The sequence below is a fragment of the Amycolatopsis arida genome, assembly GCF_900115565.1.
Lineage (GTDB): Bacteria > Actinomycetota > Actinomycetes > Mycobacteriales > Pseudonocardiaceae > Yuhushiella > Yuhushiella arida.
On sequence record NZ_FOWW01000009.1, the window covers coordinates 193,880 to 209,440 of the forward strand.

Annotated in this window: 16 protein-coding genes; 4 read left to right on the forward strand and 12 right to left on the reverse strand. The window is 73.2% G+C overall.

Features of this window, described 5'->3' with window-relative positions:
- The first annotated feature begins 54 nt into the window (after positions 1-54).
- Positions 55-441 carry an MmcQ/YjbR family DNA-binding protein gene (locus tag BM051_RS23180; protein WP_177216992.1) on the forward strand — a complete coding sequence of 129 codons (387 nt, stop codon included), beginning with the start codon at positions 55-57 and terminating at the stop codon, positions 439-441.
- Here BM051_RS23180 and BM051_RS23185 read toward each other — a convergent pair.
- The 7 genes from BM051_RS23185 to pafA form a co-directional block, all read right to left on the reverse strand.
- The gene (locus BM051_RS23185; protein ID WP_092534310.1) at positions 425-1,306 is read right to left on the reverse strand and encodes a diacylglycerol/lipid kinase family protein; all 882 of its coding nucleotides are present in this window, start codon (positions 1,304-1,306) and stop codon (positions 425-427) included. The genes BM051_RS23180 and BM051_RS23185 overlap by 17 nt on opposite strands.
- A gap of 6 nt (positions 1,307-1,312) precedes the next feature.
- Entirely contained in the window at positions 1,313-2,275 is a 963-nt protein-coding gene (gene tatC / locus BM051_RS23190) for a twin-arginine translocase subunit TatC (RefSeq protein ID WP_092534313.1), read from the reverse strand.
- A gap of 74 nt (positions 2,276-2,349) precedes the next feature.
- Positions 2,350-2,658, reverse strand: coding sequence for a Sec-independent protein translocase subunit TatA (gene tatA, locus BM051_RS23195; protein WP_092534316.1), 309 nt, complete (start codon positions 2,656-2,658; stop codon positions 2,350-2,352).
- A gap of 148 nt (positions 2,659-2,806) precedes the next feature.
- A complete protein-coding gene (locus BM051_RS23200) occupies positions 2,807-3,031 on the reverse strand; it encodes a bacteriophage holin (RefSeq protein WP_092534319.1) in 225 nt (74 codons plus the stop codon).
- Positions 3,032-3,049: 18 nt separating this feature from the next.
- Positions 3,050-4,021 carry a helix-turn-helix transcriptional regulator gene (locus tag BM051_RS23205; protein ID WP_092534322.1) on the reverse strand — a complete coding sequence of 324 codons (972 nt, stop codon included), beginning with the start codon at positions 4,019-4,021 and terminating at the stop codon, positions 3,050-3,052.
- Positions 4,018-5,076: a helix-turn-helix transcriptional regulator gene (locus tag BM051_RS23210; protein ID WP_092534325.1), complete on the reverse strand. Its 1,059-nt coding sequence runs from the start codon at positions 5,074-5,076 to the stop codon at positions 4,018-4,020. The genes BM051_RS23205 and BM051_RS23210 overlap by 4 nt, the downstream gene beginning before the upstream one ends.
- Positions 5,077-5,281: 205 nt before the next feature.
- A complete protein-coding gene (gene pafA / locus BM051_RS23215; protein WP_092534328.1) occupies positions 5,282-6,640 on the reverse strand; it encodes a Pup--protein ligase in 1,359 nt (452 codons plus the stop codon).
- A gap of 78 nt (positions 6,641-6,718) precedes the next feature.
- On the opposite strand from pafA, the gene BM051_RS23220 reads away from it, so the two are divergent.
- Positions 6,719-8,203: a bifunctional phosphatase PAP2/diacylglycerol kinase family protein gene (locus tag BM051_RS23220; protein ID WP_092534545.1), complete on the forward strand. Its 1,485-nt coding sequence runs from the start codon at positions 6,719-6,721 to the stop codon at positions 8,201-8,203.
- A 68-nt stretch (positions 8,204-8,271) separates the two neighbouring features.
- On the opposite strand, the gene prcA is transcribed toward BM051_RS23220, so the two are convergent.
- The 3 genes from prcA to dop all read right to left on the reverse strand — a co-directional run bounded on the left by prcA (position 8,272) and on the right by dop (position 11,172).
- Positions 8,272-9,054: a proteasome subunit alpha gene (gene prcA / locus BM051_RS23225; RefSeq protein ID WP_092534331.1), complete on the reverse strand. Its 783-nt coding sequence runs from the start codon at positions 9,052-9,054 to the stop codon at positions 8,272-8,274.
- Between the two features lie 323 nt (positions 9,055-9,377).
- Positions 9,378-9,572, reverse strand: a complete 195-nt coding sequence (locus BM051_RS23230; RefSeq protein ID WP_092534334.1) for a ubiquitin-like protein Pup — start codon at positions 9,570-9,572, stop codon at positions 9,378-9,380.
- A 97-nt stretch (positions 9,573-9,669) separates the two neighbouring features.
- On the reverse strand, positions 9,670-11,172 hold the full coding sequence (dop, locus tag BM051_RS23235; protein ID WP_092534337.1) for a depupylase/deamidase Dop: 1,503 nt from the start codon (positions 11,170-11,172) through the stop codon (positions 9,670-9,672).
- A gap of 176 nt (positions 11,173-11,348) precedes the next feature.
- Here dop and BM051_RS23240 point away from each other — a divergent pair, with 176 nt between their 5' ends.
- On the forward strand, positions 11,349-13,262 hold the full coding sequence (locus tag BM051_RS23240; protein WP_092534339.1) for a Xaa-Pro dipeptidyl-peptidase: 1,914 nt from the start codon (positions 11,349-11,351) through the stop codon (positions 13,260-13,262).
- Positions 13,263-13,298: 36 nt separating this feature from the next.
- Positions 13,299-13,811: an NUDIX domain-containing protein gene (locus BM051_RS23245; protein ID WP_092534342.1), complete on the forward strand. Its 513-nt coding sequence runs from the start codon at positions 13,299-13,301 to the stop codon at positions 13,809-13,811.
- Between the two features lie 8 nt (positions 13,812-13,819).
- Here the strand turns inward: BM051_RS23245 and BM051_RS23250 are convergent, their stop codons facing one another.
- Both BM051_RS23250 and BM051_RS23255 read right to left on the reverse strand, forming a co-directional pair.
- Positions 13,820-14,452, reverse strand: coding sequence for a hypothetical protein (locus BM051_RS23250; protein ID WP_092534345.1), 633 nt, complete (start codon positions 14,450-14,452; stop codon positions 13,820-13,822).
- Positions 14,453-14,574: 122 nt separating this feature from the next.
- Positions 14,575-15,516, reverse strand: coding sequence for an aldo/keto reductase (locus tag BM051_RS23255; protein ID WP_092534348.1), 942 nt, complete (start codon positions 15,514-15,516; stop codon positions 14,575-14,577).
- Positions 15,517-15,561 lie beyond the last annotated feature (45 nt).

Genomic DNA, 15,561 nt, shown 5'->3' on the forward strand with positions numbered 1-15,561 from the left:
CGCGCATGCGGTGTGCTCGCCCACGGTGACCGTCCCGCCGCTAGCCTGGTCACCGTGAGGCCCGTCGAGCTCAGGTCCACCTGCCTGGCGATGCCGGGCGCCCGTGAGGAGTTCCCCTTCGACGAGACCACCAGCGTGTTCAAGGTGGCGGGGAAGATGTTCGCGCTCAGCGCCCTCCTCAGCGCCCTCGACGGTGCCCCGCTGCGGGTCAGCGTCAAGTGTGATCCGGAGCTGGCGGTCCAGCTCCGGATGACGTACCCGGCGATCACTCCCGGTTACCACCTCAACAAACGGCACTGGAACACCGTCGTGGTCGACGGGTCCGTCCCCGACCGGATGCTGGTGGAGATGATCGAGGACTCCTACGACCTCGTCGTCGCCGCCCTCCCCCGGCGCACCCGGGACGCGCTGGGCTGGACCGGGCTCAACCGAGGACGGTGAGCGCGCCGGGCACGCACCGCACGGTGCTCGGCAGCCGGCCGAGGGGCTCCCCGTCGGCGAACACCGGCCAGTCCGGGCCCACCAGGTGCAGTTCGCGGGCCCGTAGCGTGCGCACGGCCGGGTGGTCGACGTGCCGGCCGCCGCGCAGGCTGGGCAGCATCCGCAGCAGTTCCCGACGGCTGGCCCTGCCGACCACGGTGACGTCGAGCAGCCCGTCGTCGGCCTGGGCGTCCGGGCAGATCGGCACCCCGCCGCCGTACCACGCGGTGTTGCCGGCGGCGACCAGCGTGGCGTCCAGCTCGAGCCGGTCGCCGGCGGTGTGCACGACGACCGGTCGCGCCCGGAACCCGGCCAACTCGGCCAGGATCGCCACGTCGTAGCGGCGCGGCCCGGCCGGCCAGCGCAGCCGGTTGGCCCGCTCGGTGACGCACGCGTCGAACCCCGCGCACAGGACCGTGCCGAACCACGACCCGCCGACCTGCCCGAGGTCGATCCGGCGGCGGCGGCCGTGCCGGAGCGCGTCGACGGCGGCGTCGACGGCGGTCAGCGGGTCGGCCGGCACGTTCAACGCCCTGGCCAGGTCGTTGCCCGTGCCGGAGGGAACCAGGCCCAGCGTGACGCCGGTGGCCGCGCAGAACTGCACGGCCTGGTGCGCGGCCCCGTCGCCGCCGAGCACCACCAGCACGTCCAGCCCGTCGGCGTGCGCGCCGGCCATCAGCTCCCGTGACTCGGCGACGGTGTTGGCCACCAGCAGATCCAACCGGTCCACCCCGGCCCGCAACCGGTCGGCGACGGTGCCGGCGATCCTGGCCGCCGCGCCGCGCCCCGAGTCCGGGTGCACGGCGAGCGCCGCGTGCACTCCCATGGCCGGCTAGGTGACGTCGTCGGTGCGCGCCCGAGCGTCGCGCGTCGGCTCGGGCTCGTCGACGGTGCTGGGCGTGTAGTCGAACGGCGCGGCCTCGTCGTCGGCGAGGTTGTCCCAGCCCTCCTCCTTGCGCCGCCGCTCCAGCTTGCGATCGTGCAGCCGGGCGATCTGGATCGCCAGCTCGCAGAGCAGGGTGAGCGCGCCGGCGAGGGCGAGCATCGAGAACGGGTCGTTGCCGGGCGTGGCGAACGCGGCGAACACGAACAGGGCGAAGATGATGCCCCGCCGCCACTTCTTCAGCTGGGCGTACCTGACCACGCCGACCCGGTTGAGCATCACCAGCAGCAGCGGCAGCTCGAAGCTCACGCCGAAGATCACCAGCAGGGCCAGCACGAACGAGATGTACTTGTCACCGGTGAGCGCCGTGACGAACGAGTCGCCACCGAAGCTCATCAGCAGCGCCAGCGCGTGCGGGATGAGCAGGTAGGCCAGCATCGCGCCACCGGCGAACAGCACCGAGGCGAACCCGACGAAGGTCAGCGCGTACTTGCGCTCCTTGGAGTACAGCCCGGGTGCGATGAACGCCCAGAGCTGGTAGAGCCAGAGCGGGGCGAACAGCACCGCGCCGGCCATCAGACCCACCTTGAGCTGGATCATGAAGGCCTCGAACGGCACCGTCTGCAGCAGGCGGCAGCCCTCGGTACCGTTCAGCCGCCGCTCGGCCGGGACCTCGCAGTACGGGCCCGTCATGATCTCGCCCAATGTGGGAATGGGCCGGATCGTGTACTTGAACCAGATGAACCCGAGAATCCCCCCGGCGAGCAGCGCGAGCAGCGCGAACCCCAGCCGACGCCGGAACTCGTAGATGTGCTCGATGAGCGTCATCGTGCCGTCGGGGTTGTGCCGACGGCTTCGCCTGCGCCGCCCGCTCCCGCGGCGGCCGCGCTTGTCGGAGGCAGAGTCCGCCACGGCGAATCCGTTCTGTCAGTGCCTGATCACGCCTGCACCTGCTCGGGTGGAACGCCCACCCGGGACGGGGCAGGTCAGCTGGCGTTCTTCTGCGCCTGGTCCTGCGACGGCGACGTGGCCTGCTGCTTCTTCAGCTCGTCCAGCTGGCGCTGCAACTCCGCGACCTTCTTGTCGGCGTCCGGCTCCGGCTGCTGCGGCAGCTGCTTGGCCTCCTGCTGCGCCGCGGCGTCACCGTCCTCCTCCCGCATGGCCTTGGTCTCGGCCTTGAAGATCTTCATGGACTTGCCGATCGAGCGGGCCGCGTCGGGCAGCCGCTTGGCGCCGAACAGCAGCACCACGACAAGAACCAGGATGATCAAGTGCCACGGCTGCAGAGCGTTCATCGGTGGCCTCCTCACTCGTTCCAGACCGATCCTACGGTCAGCTTCGGGGGGAACGTAAGACTCGACGCCGTGGCACCCGGCTGGTCGCCGCGGTCCACCGGGCCGGCGGTGGTCCCCACCACCATACTGGGCAAACGGACATACCCGCCTATCCGGCACCCGCCGGCGGGCGGTCGGCCGTGGGCCGCCGCGCCATGGCCACCCGCAACCCCGCCGCGCGGGCGCGGAGCAACCCGGCGTCGTCCCGGGTCCGCTCGGCCACCAGGCGCGCCGCCGCGTCGAACCGGCGCAGCGCCCGCACCGCGCGGGCGGCGACGGCGCCCAGCACGACCAGCCCGAACGCCACGAGCACGATGCTCAGCACGTACCACACGCGATCACCGTACTGGCCCTAGGTGGACGTGAGGTGACGAGCCCGCGCCAGCGCGTCGACGGCCCTCCGCCGCACCGCCTCGGCCAGCGCCGTGGGCCGCTCCACCCGCGCGCCGCCCCCGAGGCCCAGCAACAGGCGCACCATCCACCCCTCGTCGCCGTAGCGCATCCGGATCCGCAGCCGTCCCCCGTCGAGCTCGGCCAACTCCTCGCACGGGTAGTACTCGGCCACCCAGCGGGCGTCCGGCTCCAGCACGATCTCGGCCTCCGGCTGGTCCGGCGGGGGCCGGTAGACCCCCTCGGACACATCGGTCGGCTCGGCGTCCGGCGGCGGCACCGCCGGCTCGTCCAGCACGGACAGCTCGTCGACGCGGTCGAGCCGGAACAGCCGCACGGCCCCGGCCCGGCGGCACCACGCCTCCAGGTAACCGTTGCCCTGCACGATCAGCAGCCGCATCGGGTCGACCGTGCGTTCGGTGATCTGGTCCTTCGACGCGGTGTAGTACCGCAGCCACAGTGCCCGGCGCGCGCGCAGCGCGGCCTGCACGATCTCCCGGACCCTGGCGGTCTCCGCCCGCTCCCGCACCGCGTTGCCCACCACCACCCCGGACGGTTGGGCGGCGCCCGCGGCGGCCTCGATCTTCGCGATCGCCCGCTGCACCGCGTCGGTGTCCACCACTCCCGGGGTCTCGGCCAGCGCCCGCAGCGCCACCAGCAACGCGGTCGCCTCACCGCCGGTCAGCCGCAGCGGCCGGCGCATCCCGGCGTCGAAGGTGACCGACACGGTGTCGCCCTCGAAGGACAGGTCGATCAGATCCCCGGGGCCGTACCCGGGCAACCCGCACATCCACAGCAGCTCCAGGTCCCTGCGCAGCTGCTTCGGGGTGACCCCGAAGTCACGGGCCGCCTCGTCGATCCGGATGCCCGGCCGGGCCAGCAGGTACGGCACCAGGGCGAGCAGCCGGGGCATCCGCTCCGCGGAGGCGCTCACCGGTCCGCCCCGCCGTCATGGCCGTACTCCCCGCGCCCTGCCCCCGCCGGTGCACCGTCCGGGCCCGGCACACCTCGCCCGGCCGGGTGCCGCTGCGCGGCCAGCTCCAGCCGGTCCTGCACCGACTTCGCCAGCACGTCCGGCTCCAGCACCAGCACGTCCTGCCCGTGCCCGGCGATCCAGTCGGCGGCGCTCTCCGGGAAGTACAGGTCGATCTCCGCCACGTCACCGGGCGCGCCAGCCACGGTCATCCGGTCGACCAGCCGCGCCCTGCGGCGCACGCCGGCGGCGCGCCCCTCGGCGATCCACAGCCGCGCCGTCGCGATCGGCTCGCCCTCGCGGTCCTCGTCGCCGGCGACGAACTCCAGCAGGTTCACGTCGGTGGGCCGGCGCACCTCCCCCGGCCGGCCGACAGTGCGCACGTCACCCATGATCCGGGACAGCCGGAAGCACCGGGGCGCGGAGCGGTCCCGGTCGTGCCCGACCAGATACCACCGGCCGCGCCAGGACACCACGCCCCACGGCTCGACCGTGCGGGCCCGCCGCTCCGGCGACCCGCTGCGCCGGTAGTCGAACCGCACCGCCCGCGCGGCCTGCACCGCGGCGAGCAGCGGCGCGAACGCCGGCTCGGTCCGCACCCGCGGCTCCACCACGGTCTGCGCCTGCTGGTCCACCTCGACCCCCGCCGCGCGCAGCTTCACCAGCGCGCCCTGGGCCTGCCCGATCAGGTCCGGCGAGTCCCACAGCCGCACGGCCAGCGCCACGGCGGTCGCCTCGTCCGGGGACAGCTCGATGTCGCCCAACTCGTAGTCCCGGCGGGCGATCCGGTAGCCCTCCACCGGGTCGAAGCCCGAGTTGCGGCCGGTCTCCAGTGGGATGCCGAGCTCCCGCAGCTCGGTCTTGTCCCGCTCGAACATCCGGGAGAACGCCTCGTCGGTGGCGGCGTCGGCGTATCCCGGCACGATTCCGCGGATCCGCTCGGCAGTGAGGTACTGCCGGGTGGACAGCAAGGCGAGCACCAGGTTCACCAGGCGTTCGGCGCGGGCGGTGGACACCCTCCCCACAGTAGCCCGCCCCCACCCTGGTGCTGACGAGGTCCCGGCACGGCACGCCGACGCGTCCCACACCGTGACACCACCGACACGCCCCGTAACCCGTGTTCGCCGTTCCCGTCGCCGTGTTGGCCGCCCGTGGGCGCGTGCCCGGGGCGAACGGGCGGGTCGGTCACCGGCGGCGCCGTGAGACGCGCCGGAGGGACGCTCAGAGCGAGGCGATGAGGCGCTCGACCCGCTCGTCCACCGCGCGGAACGGGTCCTTGCACAGCACGGTGCGCTGCGCCTGGTCGTTCAGCTTGAGGTGCACCCAGTCGACGGTGAAGTCCCGGCCAGCCTGCTGCGCGGCGGCGATGAAGTCACCCCGCAGCTTGGCCCGCGTGGTCTGCGGCGGGGTGTCCTTGGCCAGCTCGATCTCACCGTCGTCGGTCACCCTGCGCACCAGCCCCTTGCGCTGCAGCAGGTCGAACACGCCGCGGCCCCGGCGGATGTCGTGGTAGGCCAGGTCGAGCTGCGCCACCCGAGGGCTGGACAGGTCCAGCCCGTACTTGCTCCGGTAGCGCTCCACCAACCGGTGCTTGATCGCCCAGTCGATCTCGGTGTCGATCTTGGTGAAGTCCTGCTGCTCCACCGCGTCCAGGGTGCGACCCCACAGCTCCACCACGCGCTCCGCGGTCGGCCCGGCGCCGGTGGTGCGCACGTGCTGCACCGCGCGCTGGTAGTACTCCCGCTGGATCTCCAGCGCCGAGGCCTCCCGACCCCCGGCCAGCCGCACCTGCCGCCGCCCGGTGAGGTCGTGGCTGATCTCGCGGATCGCCCGGATCGGGTTGTCCAGGGTGAAGTCCCGGAACTGCACACCCTGCTCAATCATCTCCAGCACGAGGTTCGCCGACCCGACCTTCAGCAACGTCGTGGGCTCGGCCATGTTCGAGTCCCCGACGATCACGTGCAGCCGCCGGTACCGCTCGGCGTCGGCGTGCGGCTCGTCACGAGTGTTGATGATCGGCCGGGACCGGGTGGTCGCGCTGGACACACCCTCCCAGATGTGCTCGGCCCGCTGCGACAGGCAGTACACCGCGCCGCGCGGGGTCTGCAGCACCTTGCCGGCACCGGAGATCAGTTGGCGGGTGACCAGGAACGGCAGCAGCACGTCGGCGATCCTGGAGAACTCGCCCGCCCGCGTCACCAGGTAGTTCTCGTGGCAGCCGTAGGAGTTGCCGGCCGAGTCGGTGTTGTTCTTGAACAGGAAGATGTCCCCGCCAATGCCCTCGTCGGCCAGCCGGCGCTCGGCGTCGACCAGGAGGTCCTCCAGGATCCGCTCGCCCGCCTTGTCGTGGGTGACCAGCTGGGTGAGGTCGTCACACTCGGCCGTGGCGTACTCGGGGTGCGAGCCCACGTCGAGGTAGAGCCGGGAGCCGTTGGACAGGAACACGTTGGACGAACGCCCCCAGGACACCACGCGCCGGAACAAGTACCTGGCCACCTCGTCGGGCGAGAGCCGACGCTGCCCGTGAAAGGTGCAGGTGACCCCGAACTCGGTTTCGATCCCAAAGATCCGCCGCTGCATGTGTCAAGGGTAGGCGCTTCTCGGCGGTTGCCGGTGGGCCGTTCGGGCGTCGACACGCCGTCGGCTACGTTGCGGATCGTGTCGACCCGCCTTCCCCGGCCGTTACGCCACGTCGGACGCACCGACCTCGGCCTCATCCGGCGCAGCGCGGCGCTGCCCCGCAGCCCCGCCGACCGGGCGCTCAAGGCGCTGTCGAAGTCGGCCAACAAGTCCCGGCTGTGGTGGGCGGTCGGCGCCGCGCTGACCCTGCGCAAGGGACCCGCCCGGCGCGGCGCGCTGCGTGGGTTCGCCGCCGTCGCCGGCGCGAGCGCACTGGCGAACCTGCTGGCCAAGCCACTGTTCGGGCGGCGCCGGCCCGCCGCGCGCGAGGTGCCCGAGCACCGCCGGCTCACCCGCCGGCCCACGTCCTCGTCGTTCCCCTCCGGCCACGCCGCCTCGGCCGCCGCGTTCGTCACCGCCGTGGCGATGGAGTCCCCGCCGACCGCGCTCGCACTGGCCCCGCTCGGGGCCGCCGTCGCCTACTCCCGCGTGCACACCGGGGTGCACTGGCCCAGCGACATCGCCGCCGGCGCGGCGCTCGGCGTGGTCGCCGCGGCCGGCACCCGGCACTGGTGGCCACTGCGCCCGGACGCCCCGGCCAGGGCCGCGCATCGCGCCGACGCGCCGGTGATGCGCGACGGGGAGGACATGCTCGCGCTGGTCAACCCCGGCTCGGGGCTGCAGGACCACGACCCGAGCGAGGAGGTCCGCTACGCCTGGCCGAAGGCCACTCTGGTGTACCCGGACCCGAAGGGCGACATTCGCGCCCAGCTCACCCACGAGATTCGCGCCCGTGGCGGGCAGGTCCGCGCGCTGGGCGTCGCCGGCGGCGACGGCACGGTCGCCGCGGTGGCCTCGGTGGCCGCCGACCACCTGCTGCCGCTCGCGCTGATCCCCGCCGGCACGTTCAACCATTTCGCGCGCGACGTGGGCCTCCGCTCGATGCGCGACGCGGACGCGGCCACCGAGGCCGGCACGGCGGTGCGGATCGACCTCGGCGAGGTGGAGATCGTCAGTGGTGACGGCACCGAGCACCGCTGGTTCGTCAACACCGCGAGCCTCGGCGGCTACCCGGAGATGGTGCGGCTCCGGGAGAAGCTCCGCGAGCGGTACCCCCGCTGGCCGGCGGCCGTGCTGGCGATGGTGCGCACCCTGCGCCACGCCCGGCCGCTGCCCATCCGGCTCAATGGCGTGGAGCTGTCGGTGTGGATGCTGTTCGTCGGCAACGGAACCTACGCCCCCACGGGCTTCGGGCCGACCCGCCGTCCGGCGCTCGACACCGGGCTGCTCGACGTGCGGTTGCTGCGCGCCGACCTGCCCTACTCGCGGGCCCGGTTCATCCTCGCCCTGCTCACCAACGCGCTCAACGCCAGCCACGTCTACCGGCAGTTCGACCTACCCGAGGTGCACGTGGAACTGCGCAGCGGGAACCGCAGGGTCGCCACCGACGGCGAGATCGGCCCGCTCGGCCACGGGTTCCGCTTCCGTTCCCGGCCGAGCGCGCTCACCATCTACCGCCCCTGACACCGGGGCTCGCTGGTCGCCGTTCCACGGGACATGCGGCGCGCACGACCCGTGGAACGGCGGCCCCGTCAGCTCTGGCTCTCGCCGCCGTCGGCGGCCTTCTCACCCTTGCCCTCGGCGGGCGGCTCGTCCTTGGCCTCCTCGGCCCCGTCGCCGGCCCCGTCGCGGGGCAGCAGCGCCTCCAGCGCCGCGCCGCTGATCCGGCGGAACTTGCGGCCGGGCCGCTCCCGGTCCAGCACGGCCACCTCGAGCTTGCCCGGCTCGGCCTCGCTGCCGCCGTTGGCCGGTGCCTTCAACCCGCCGACCGCCACCACCAGCGCGTCGGCGAGCTCCATCCCGTCGCTGAAGGTCTCCTTCAGCTTCCCGGAGATCGTGTCGGCCTGTCCGCCCATCACCACGTACCGGGGCTCGTCCCCGATCGACCCGTCGTAGGTCAGCCGGTAGAGCTGGTCCTCGTCGGAGTTGGCGCCCACCTCCGCGACGCAGATCTCCACCTCGAACGGCTTGAGCTGCTCGGTGAAGATCGAGCCCAGGGTCTGCGCGTACACGTTGGCCAGCTGACGCGCCGAGACGTCCCGCCGGTCGTAGGCGTAGCCCTGCAGGTCCACGTGCCGGACACCACCGCGCCGCAGGCTCTCGAACTCGTTGTACCTGCCCACCGCGGCGAACCCGATCCGGTCGTAGATCTCCGACACCTTGTGCAGCGTGTTCGACGGGTTCTCGGCCACGAACAGCACCCCACCGCGGTACTTGAGCACGACCACGCTGCGTCCCCGCGCGATGCCCTTGCGGGCGAGCTCGGAACGCTCGCGCATCAACTGCTCGGGTGAGGCGTACAGCGGCATCGTCACTGCTCTGGCTCCGCTCTCTTCGTCAGGCTCTGTTCCTCGGATGAGGCTCGTCGGATGAAGCTCGTCAGGGGCAACGGCACCCGGGACATCGGCCACGCCGCGCCGCCGGACGAGGACATTGTGCCTGCCCACACCGCCGGGTGATCACCGGCCCGGGTGCTCGGCGGCCGTCCTGGCGGCGTGCCAGGGCACGCCGCTTCTCGGGCAGCCGGGCACGGGCGTTTCGGGACACAAGGGGCACCGGAGGCACAGGCCGACCGCGCCCACCGCACCCGGCCCGTCACCGCTGCGCTGGGCGCGGCTCCGTCAGGTCGGCGCGACCGCTACTGGCCGCCCTTCTGCACGTACGCCCGGACGAAGTCCTCCGCGTTCTCCTCGAGCACGTCGTCGATCTCGTCGAGGATCGTGTCGACGTCCTCGCCGAGCTTCTCGCGACGCTCCTGGCCGGCGGGGCCGCCGGACTCGACTTCCTCGTCGGAGTCACCGCCGCCGTGCCGTTCGACCTTCTCCTGCGCCATGATCGCCTCCCGGGATCGCTGTTGTCTCCAGCCTACCCACCGGCGCCGACATCCGACCCTCCGTCAAGCCGGCAACCAGCCGGTACCGAGCCGCCCGCTAGTCCGTCCCGGTCAACGCCTCGACCAGCTCCTCGGCCGTGTCCGACTCGTCCAACAGCTTCCCGACGTGCGCCTTCGTCCCCCGCAGCGGCTCCAGCGTCGGGATCCGCACCAGCGACTCCCGGCCCACGTCGAAGATCACCGAGTCCCACGACGCCGCCGCGATCGACGCCGCGTACTTCTCCAGGGTCCGGCCGCGGAAGTAGGCCCGGGTGTCCGGCGGCGGATTCGTGATCGCCCGCTGCACCTCCTCCTCGCTGACCAGGCGCTTCATCGAGCCGCGGGTCACCAGCCGGTTGTACAGGCCCTTGTCCAGCCGCACGTCGGAGTACTGCAGGTCCACCAGGTGCAGCCGCGGCGCCGCCCAGCCGAGCTTGTCCCGCGCCCGGTACCCCTCCAGCAGCCGAAGCTTCGCCGGCCAGTCCAACCGGTCGGCGCACTCCGCCGGATCGCGGGCCAGCGCGTCCAGCACCTCGCCCCACAGCCGCAGCACGTCCTTGGCGCCACCGTCGCCGCCGTGCTTGTCCAGGTGCGCCGCCGCCATCTCGTGGTAGGCGAACTGCAGGTCCAGCCCGGTGTACTTGCGCCCGTTGGTCAGCTCGACCTTCGTCTTCAGTGTCGGATCGTGGCTGATCTGGTGCACCGCCCGCACCGGCTCGTCGAGCTTCAGGTCGTCGAACCGGACACCCGCCTCGATCATGTCCAGCACCAGCGCCGTCGTGCCGAGCTTGAGGTACGTGGAGTACTCGGCCAGGTTCGCGTCGCCGATGATGACGTGCAGCCGCCGGTACTTGTCCGCGTCGGCGTGCGGCTCGTCCCGGGTGTTGATGATGCCGCGCTTGAGCGTGGTCTCCAGGCCCACCTCGACCTCGACGTAGTCGGCGCGCTGGGACAGCTGGAACCCCGGCTCCTCGCCCTGCGGACCGATCCCCACCCGACCCGAGCCGGTGATCACCTGCCGGGACACGAAGAACGGCGTCAACCCGCCGATCACCGCGGTGAACGGTGTCGACCGCGCCATCAGGTAGTTCTCGTGGGTGCCGTAGCTGGCGCCCTTGCCGTCGACATTGTTCTTGTACAGCTGCAGCGGCGGCTGTCCCGGCACGGTGGCCGCCCGCCGCGCGGCCTCCTCCATCACCCGTTCACCGGCCTTGTCCCAGATCACCGCGTCCCGCGCGTTGGTGACCTCCGGCGCGGAGTACTCCGGATGCGCGTGGTCCACGTACAACCGCGCGCCGTTGGTGAGGATGACGTTGGCCGCGCCCAGGTCCTCCACCTCCGGGTCGGGGCCGCCGCCACCGGGACCGGTCAGGTCGAACCCGCGCGCGTCCCGCAGCGGCGACTCGACCTCGTAGTCCCAGCGGGCCCTACGCGCCCGCGGGATGTCGGCCGCGGCCGCGTAGGCCAACACGACCTGGGTGGACGTCAGTACCGGGTTCGCGGTCGCGTCGCCCGGCACCGCGATGCCGTACTCGACCTCGGTTCCCATGATCCGCCGCATGCCTCCACCCTACGGGGCACGCCGCCGCCCGCTGAGCGAAGGCCGCCGACACACACCGCCGGCGACGTTGCCGACCGACCCCGCGGAGGCCGGGCCCACCAGGGTTGCGACGAATGGCCCTGTCGCCGACCGTGACCACCTTCCTACTGTCGGTCCGGACAACTGGGAGGCTGCCCATGGCTCGGTTCCGGTCACGCACGCTGGTCACGCTCCTCGCCACGGCCCTCGGCACGGCCCTGCTCCCCGCCGGCACCGGGGCCGCGGCGCCCCCGGCCCCCACCGTGCGCGACGGGCTGAGCCAACCGATCTACTCCTACGCCGACGCCATCCGCGAGCGGGTCTGGGTGGACATCGGCCTCGACGCCGACCGGGACGGCCGCTCCGACCGCGTCGTCGTCGACGTCATCCGACCCGCCGAGCCGGCCCGACGGCACCTCAGGGTGCCGGTGATCATGGACGCCAGCCCGTACTACGGCAACCTCGGGCGGGGCAACGAGAGCGAGCGCAAGACCTACGACGCGCACGACCGGCCGCTCGGCTTCCCCCTGTTCTACGACAACTACTTCGTCCCCCGCGGCTACGCCGTCGTCCAGGTCGACCTCGCCGGCACCAACCGCTCGCAGGGCTGCCTCGACGTCGGCGGCCGCTCCGACATCGCCTCCGGCAAGGCCGTCGTCGACTGGCTGAACGGCCGCGCCACCGGCTACGACGACGCCGGCAACCGCGTTCGCGCCGACTGGAGCACCGGCGCCGTCGGCATGATCGGCAAGTCGTGGGACGGCACCATCGCCAACGGGGTCGCCGCCACCGGCGTCAACGGGCTGCGCACCATCGTGCCGATCGCCGCCATCAGCTCGTGGTACGACTACTACCGCTCCGACGGCGTCTCCTTCGGCCGCGACCCCCTCGCGCTGGCCCGGCGGATCGAGTCCCCTGCCGCCGCCGCCCGCTGCTCGGCCGTCCACGAGCGACTCGCCACCGGCGCACCCGCCAACGGCGACGTCACTCCACTCTGGACGGAACGCGACTACGTCCGCAAGGCCCAGCGGGTGAAGGCGAGCGTGTTCGCCGTGCACGGCCTCGGCGACCTCAACGTGAAGACCATCCACCTCGGGCAGTGGTGGGACGCGCTCACCGTGCCCCGCAAGCTGTGGCTGTCGCAGACCGGGCACGTCGACCCCTTCGACTTCCGCCGCGCCGAGTGGGTGCGCACCCTGCACCGGTGGTTCGACCGGTGGCTGCTCGACGTGCCCAACGGCATCGAGCACGAGCCCACGGCCAGCATCGAACGGGCCCCGGACCAGTGGGTGGACGAGCCGAGCTGGCCGGTGCGCCGGCAGACCACGCTGTGGCCCCGGCCCGGCACCGAGCCCGGCCTCGGCACGCTCGGCACGACACCACCCTCCCGCGACGCCCACGCGGACTTCACCGACGACCCCACCCAGGGCGTCCGCGACTGGGTCGTCGCGCCGGACACGCCCTCCCCCGCCCGGGTGCTGTTCGACACCGGGCCGCTCGCCGCCGACGTCCGGGTCGCTGGCACCGGCACGATCACCGTAACCGCCATCCCGTCCACCGACACCGCGCACCTGAGCGCGATGCTGGTCGACTACGGTCCCGCCACCACCCGCGACTACCTCTCCCGCGACGAGGGCATCCGTACCCTGACCACCGAATCCTGCTGGGGAGCGACCCGCCCCGGTGACGACCCCTGCTACCGCGACACCGAGGCCACCACGGTCGACGTCGACGCGGAGGTGATCGCCCGCGGCTGGACCGACCTCGCCAACCACCGCTCGCTGCGCACCCCGCGCCGGCTCGTCCCCGGCCAGCCCTACGAGATCACCTTCCGGCTGTCCACAACGGACCACGTGGTGCCGGCGGGGCACCACCTCGCGCTGATCGTGGCCGGCACCGACCGCGGGTTCATCGTCGCGCCCGCGCGACCGCCGTCGGTGCGGCTCGACCTGCACGGCACCAGCGTGCGGCTACCGCTGCAGGGCGTGCCCCAGCCGGTGTCCGGCGCGCCGGCGCGGGTGCGCGAGGACCGGCTGCCGCCGGTCGCGGTGCGCGGCGACTTCGTCCGGTGACGGAGGGCCGCGGCCCGGCCGTGGCACGATGCGCTCATGGGTTCCGGGGACGAGCTGGTGGCGCGCTACTCCGCGAACGGCGCGATGGTGGGCCGGGCCCGCCGGGCCGAGGTGCGGGCGCGGGGCCTCTGGCACGCCGCCGGCGTCGTGCTGGTCCGCTCGGGCGACGGCGAGCGGGTCTACGTGCACCGGCGCTCGCCCGGCAAGGACGTCTTCCCCGGTGCCTACGACTGCTGGGCGGGTGGGGTGGTCGCCGCCGGCGAGACCCCGGCCGAGTGCGCTCGCCGTGAGCTGGCCGAGGAGTTGGGCATCCGGGGCGTGGTCCCGCGGCCGCTGTTCACCCATGTCTACGACGTGCCGCCGATCCGGTGCCACAACTTCGCGTTCGAGGTCCGGTGGGACGGGCCGATCGTGCACCAGCCCGAGGAGATCGTGTCCGGTCGCTGGATGCCGCTGGCCGCGCTGCGCGAGTGGGCGGACGACCCGGGCGCTCCACTCGTCCCGGACGGCCGGCTGGGGCTGCGGGAGTGGTTGCGCCGCTTCGGCTGACCGGCGCGCTACGGCTGGTCCGGTGCGCGCCCCAGCGCCGTGGTGGCCACGGGCACCAGCCGGGTCACCGCCGCGGACGCCCGCCCGGTGCTGCCGGCCGCCACCGTCACCGTGGAGACCACGTGGTCGCGGGCCAGCAGGACGGTGCACCGCGGGCCGACGCACCACGCCCGGTGCGCGTCGGCGCCGGGTGGAGCCGGCAACGCCAGCGGTTCGCCGCCCGCACACGTCGCCGCGGTGACGACCTCCGCCGCGGGCCGGTCGGGGTAGCCGATCACCAGCTGGGTCAGGGCGGAGTTCGTGGGGTACTCCCAGCCGGCCTCCCGCACCTGGGCACCGGGCGGCGCGGTGAGCGAGGCGAAGCACTCGGCCCGCTCGACCCTGGTCGAGGGGCGTACCCCCTCGGCGGCCACGTCGGCGTCGGTGAGGACCGCGGCGTCGACGGCGGGGCGCACCGGGGCGGCCGACGGGGTGGGAGGTGGCGGCGAGGCCGTCACCGGCCCGGACCTGGCAGCCGTCTCCGGTTCGGCGGCAGGGGCCGGGTCGTCGTAGTAGGTGTTCAGGTCGTTGGGCCGGTCCGAGCAGCCGGCCACCCCCAACCCCACCAGTACGACGACCGCGATCGCTGCACCATGGCGCACCGTCTCGTCCCTCCCGGTTCCCCGGGCCCGCCCCCAGTCGGCGAGCAGTGGCCCCCGACCCTAGTGGGTGCCGATCCGCGGCCGCGCGGGTCCTGCCCGCTGGATCGGTTCGCCAGCCCGGATCAGTGCCAGTCCAGCGTGCCGCGCTGGGCCCAGTACTGCTCGGGCGGCTCGGCCGGCACCGGCGGGTCCGCGTCGACCAGGTCAGCGGCGCGGTCGGCGGCGGCGAGGTTGCCCCGCAGCTGGGCGACGCTCACCGGCCCCACCAGCACGACGTCGGCCCAGGGCCGGGCCAGCGCCGCCGCGATCGCGAGCGTGGCGGCGGGCAGGTTCCGCGCCGCCGCCCGTTCGGCCAGCGGCGCCGGCGGCCGTACCGCGAGCCGTCCGTTGGCCAGGGTTTCCTTGAGCTGTACGAGAACTCCGGCGGCGTGGGCGTCGGCCAGCGCGGTCTCCGCCGACCGCTCGAGCACGTTCCACGTCGACTGCACCGCGGTGAACACCCGCCGCCCGGACACCTCCAGGTCGAGCGCGCGGGTGATCGTGTCCGTCTGGTGCGGGCCGGAGGTGGAGAATCCGACACGCACGCCCGAGTCCGCGAGCGCGGCGAGCTCGGCCAGCAGCTCGCCGTCGGTGAACAGCGGGCTGTCCGGGGTGAGCGAGTGCACCTGGTACAGCGAGATCGCGTCGCCGAGCAGGTGCCGGCTCTCCCGCCACTGGGCGCGGAACCGCCGCGCCGAGTGCTCCTTCTCCTCGTGCACCGCCGCGTCGAGCCGCCACCCGCCGACGTAGGCGTAACCCCACTTGCTCGACACGATCACGTCGCGGTGGCCGCGCTCGGCCAGCCAGCCGGCCAGGAACTCCTCCGCGCGACCGTAGGAGCGGGCCGCGTCGAACCGGCGAACGCCGGCGGCGTAGGCGGCGTCGAGCACCTCATGGGTCCTGGCCCGCATCGCCGGCACACCGCGATCCGCGGGAAGCGCCTCCAGCCGCCTTTCGTTGATGTATGCCGGGCGGCCCAGGGCCGCCAGTCCGACCGCGATCCTCGCGAGCTGCGTGGTGGTCACGAGCTGGAACGGTACCTGGACCCTCGTCCTTGCTCTCTGGGTGAG

Coding starts and splice junctions, on each gene's coding strand:
- BM051_RS23185 (WP_092534310.1), bottom strand. CDS start 1,306: ATGGGAGTGCACGCGGCGCTCGCCGTGCACCCGGACTCGGGGCGCGGC.
- tatA (WP_092534316.1), bottom strand. CDS start 2,658: ATGAACGCTCTGCAGCCGTGGCACTTGATCATCCTGGTTCTTGTCGTG.
- pafA (WP_092534328.1), bottom strand. CDS start 6,640: ATGCAGCGGCGGATCTTTGGGATCGAAACCGAGTTCGGGGTCACCTGC.
- BM051_RS23230 (WP_092534334.1), bottom strand. CDS start 9,572: ATGGCGCAGGAGAAGGTCGAACGGCACGGCGGCGGTGACTCCGACGAG.
- dop (WP_092534337.1), bottom strand. CDS start 11,172: ATGCGGCGGATCATGGGAACCGAGGTCGAGTACGGCATCGCGGTGCCG.
- BM051_RS23240 (WP_092534339.1), top strand. CDS start 11,349: ATGGCTCGGTTCCGGTCACGCACGCTGGTCACGCTCCTCGCCACGGCC.
- BM051_RS23245 (WP_092534342.1), top strand. CDS start 13,299: ATGGGTTCCGGGGACGAGCTGGTGGCGCGCTACTCCGCGAACGGCGCG.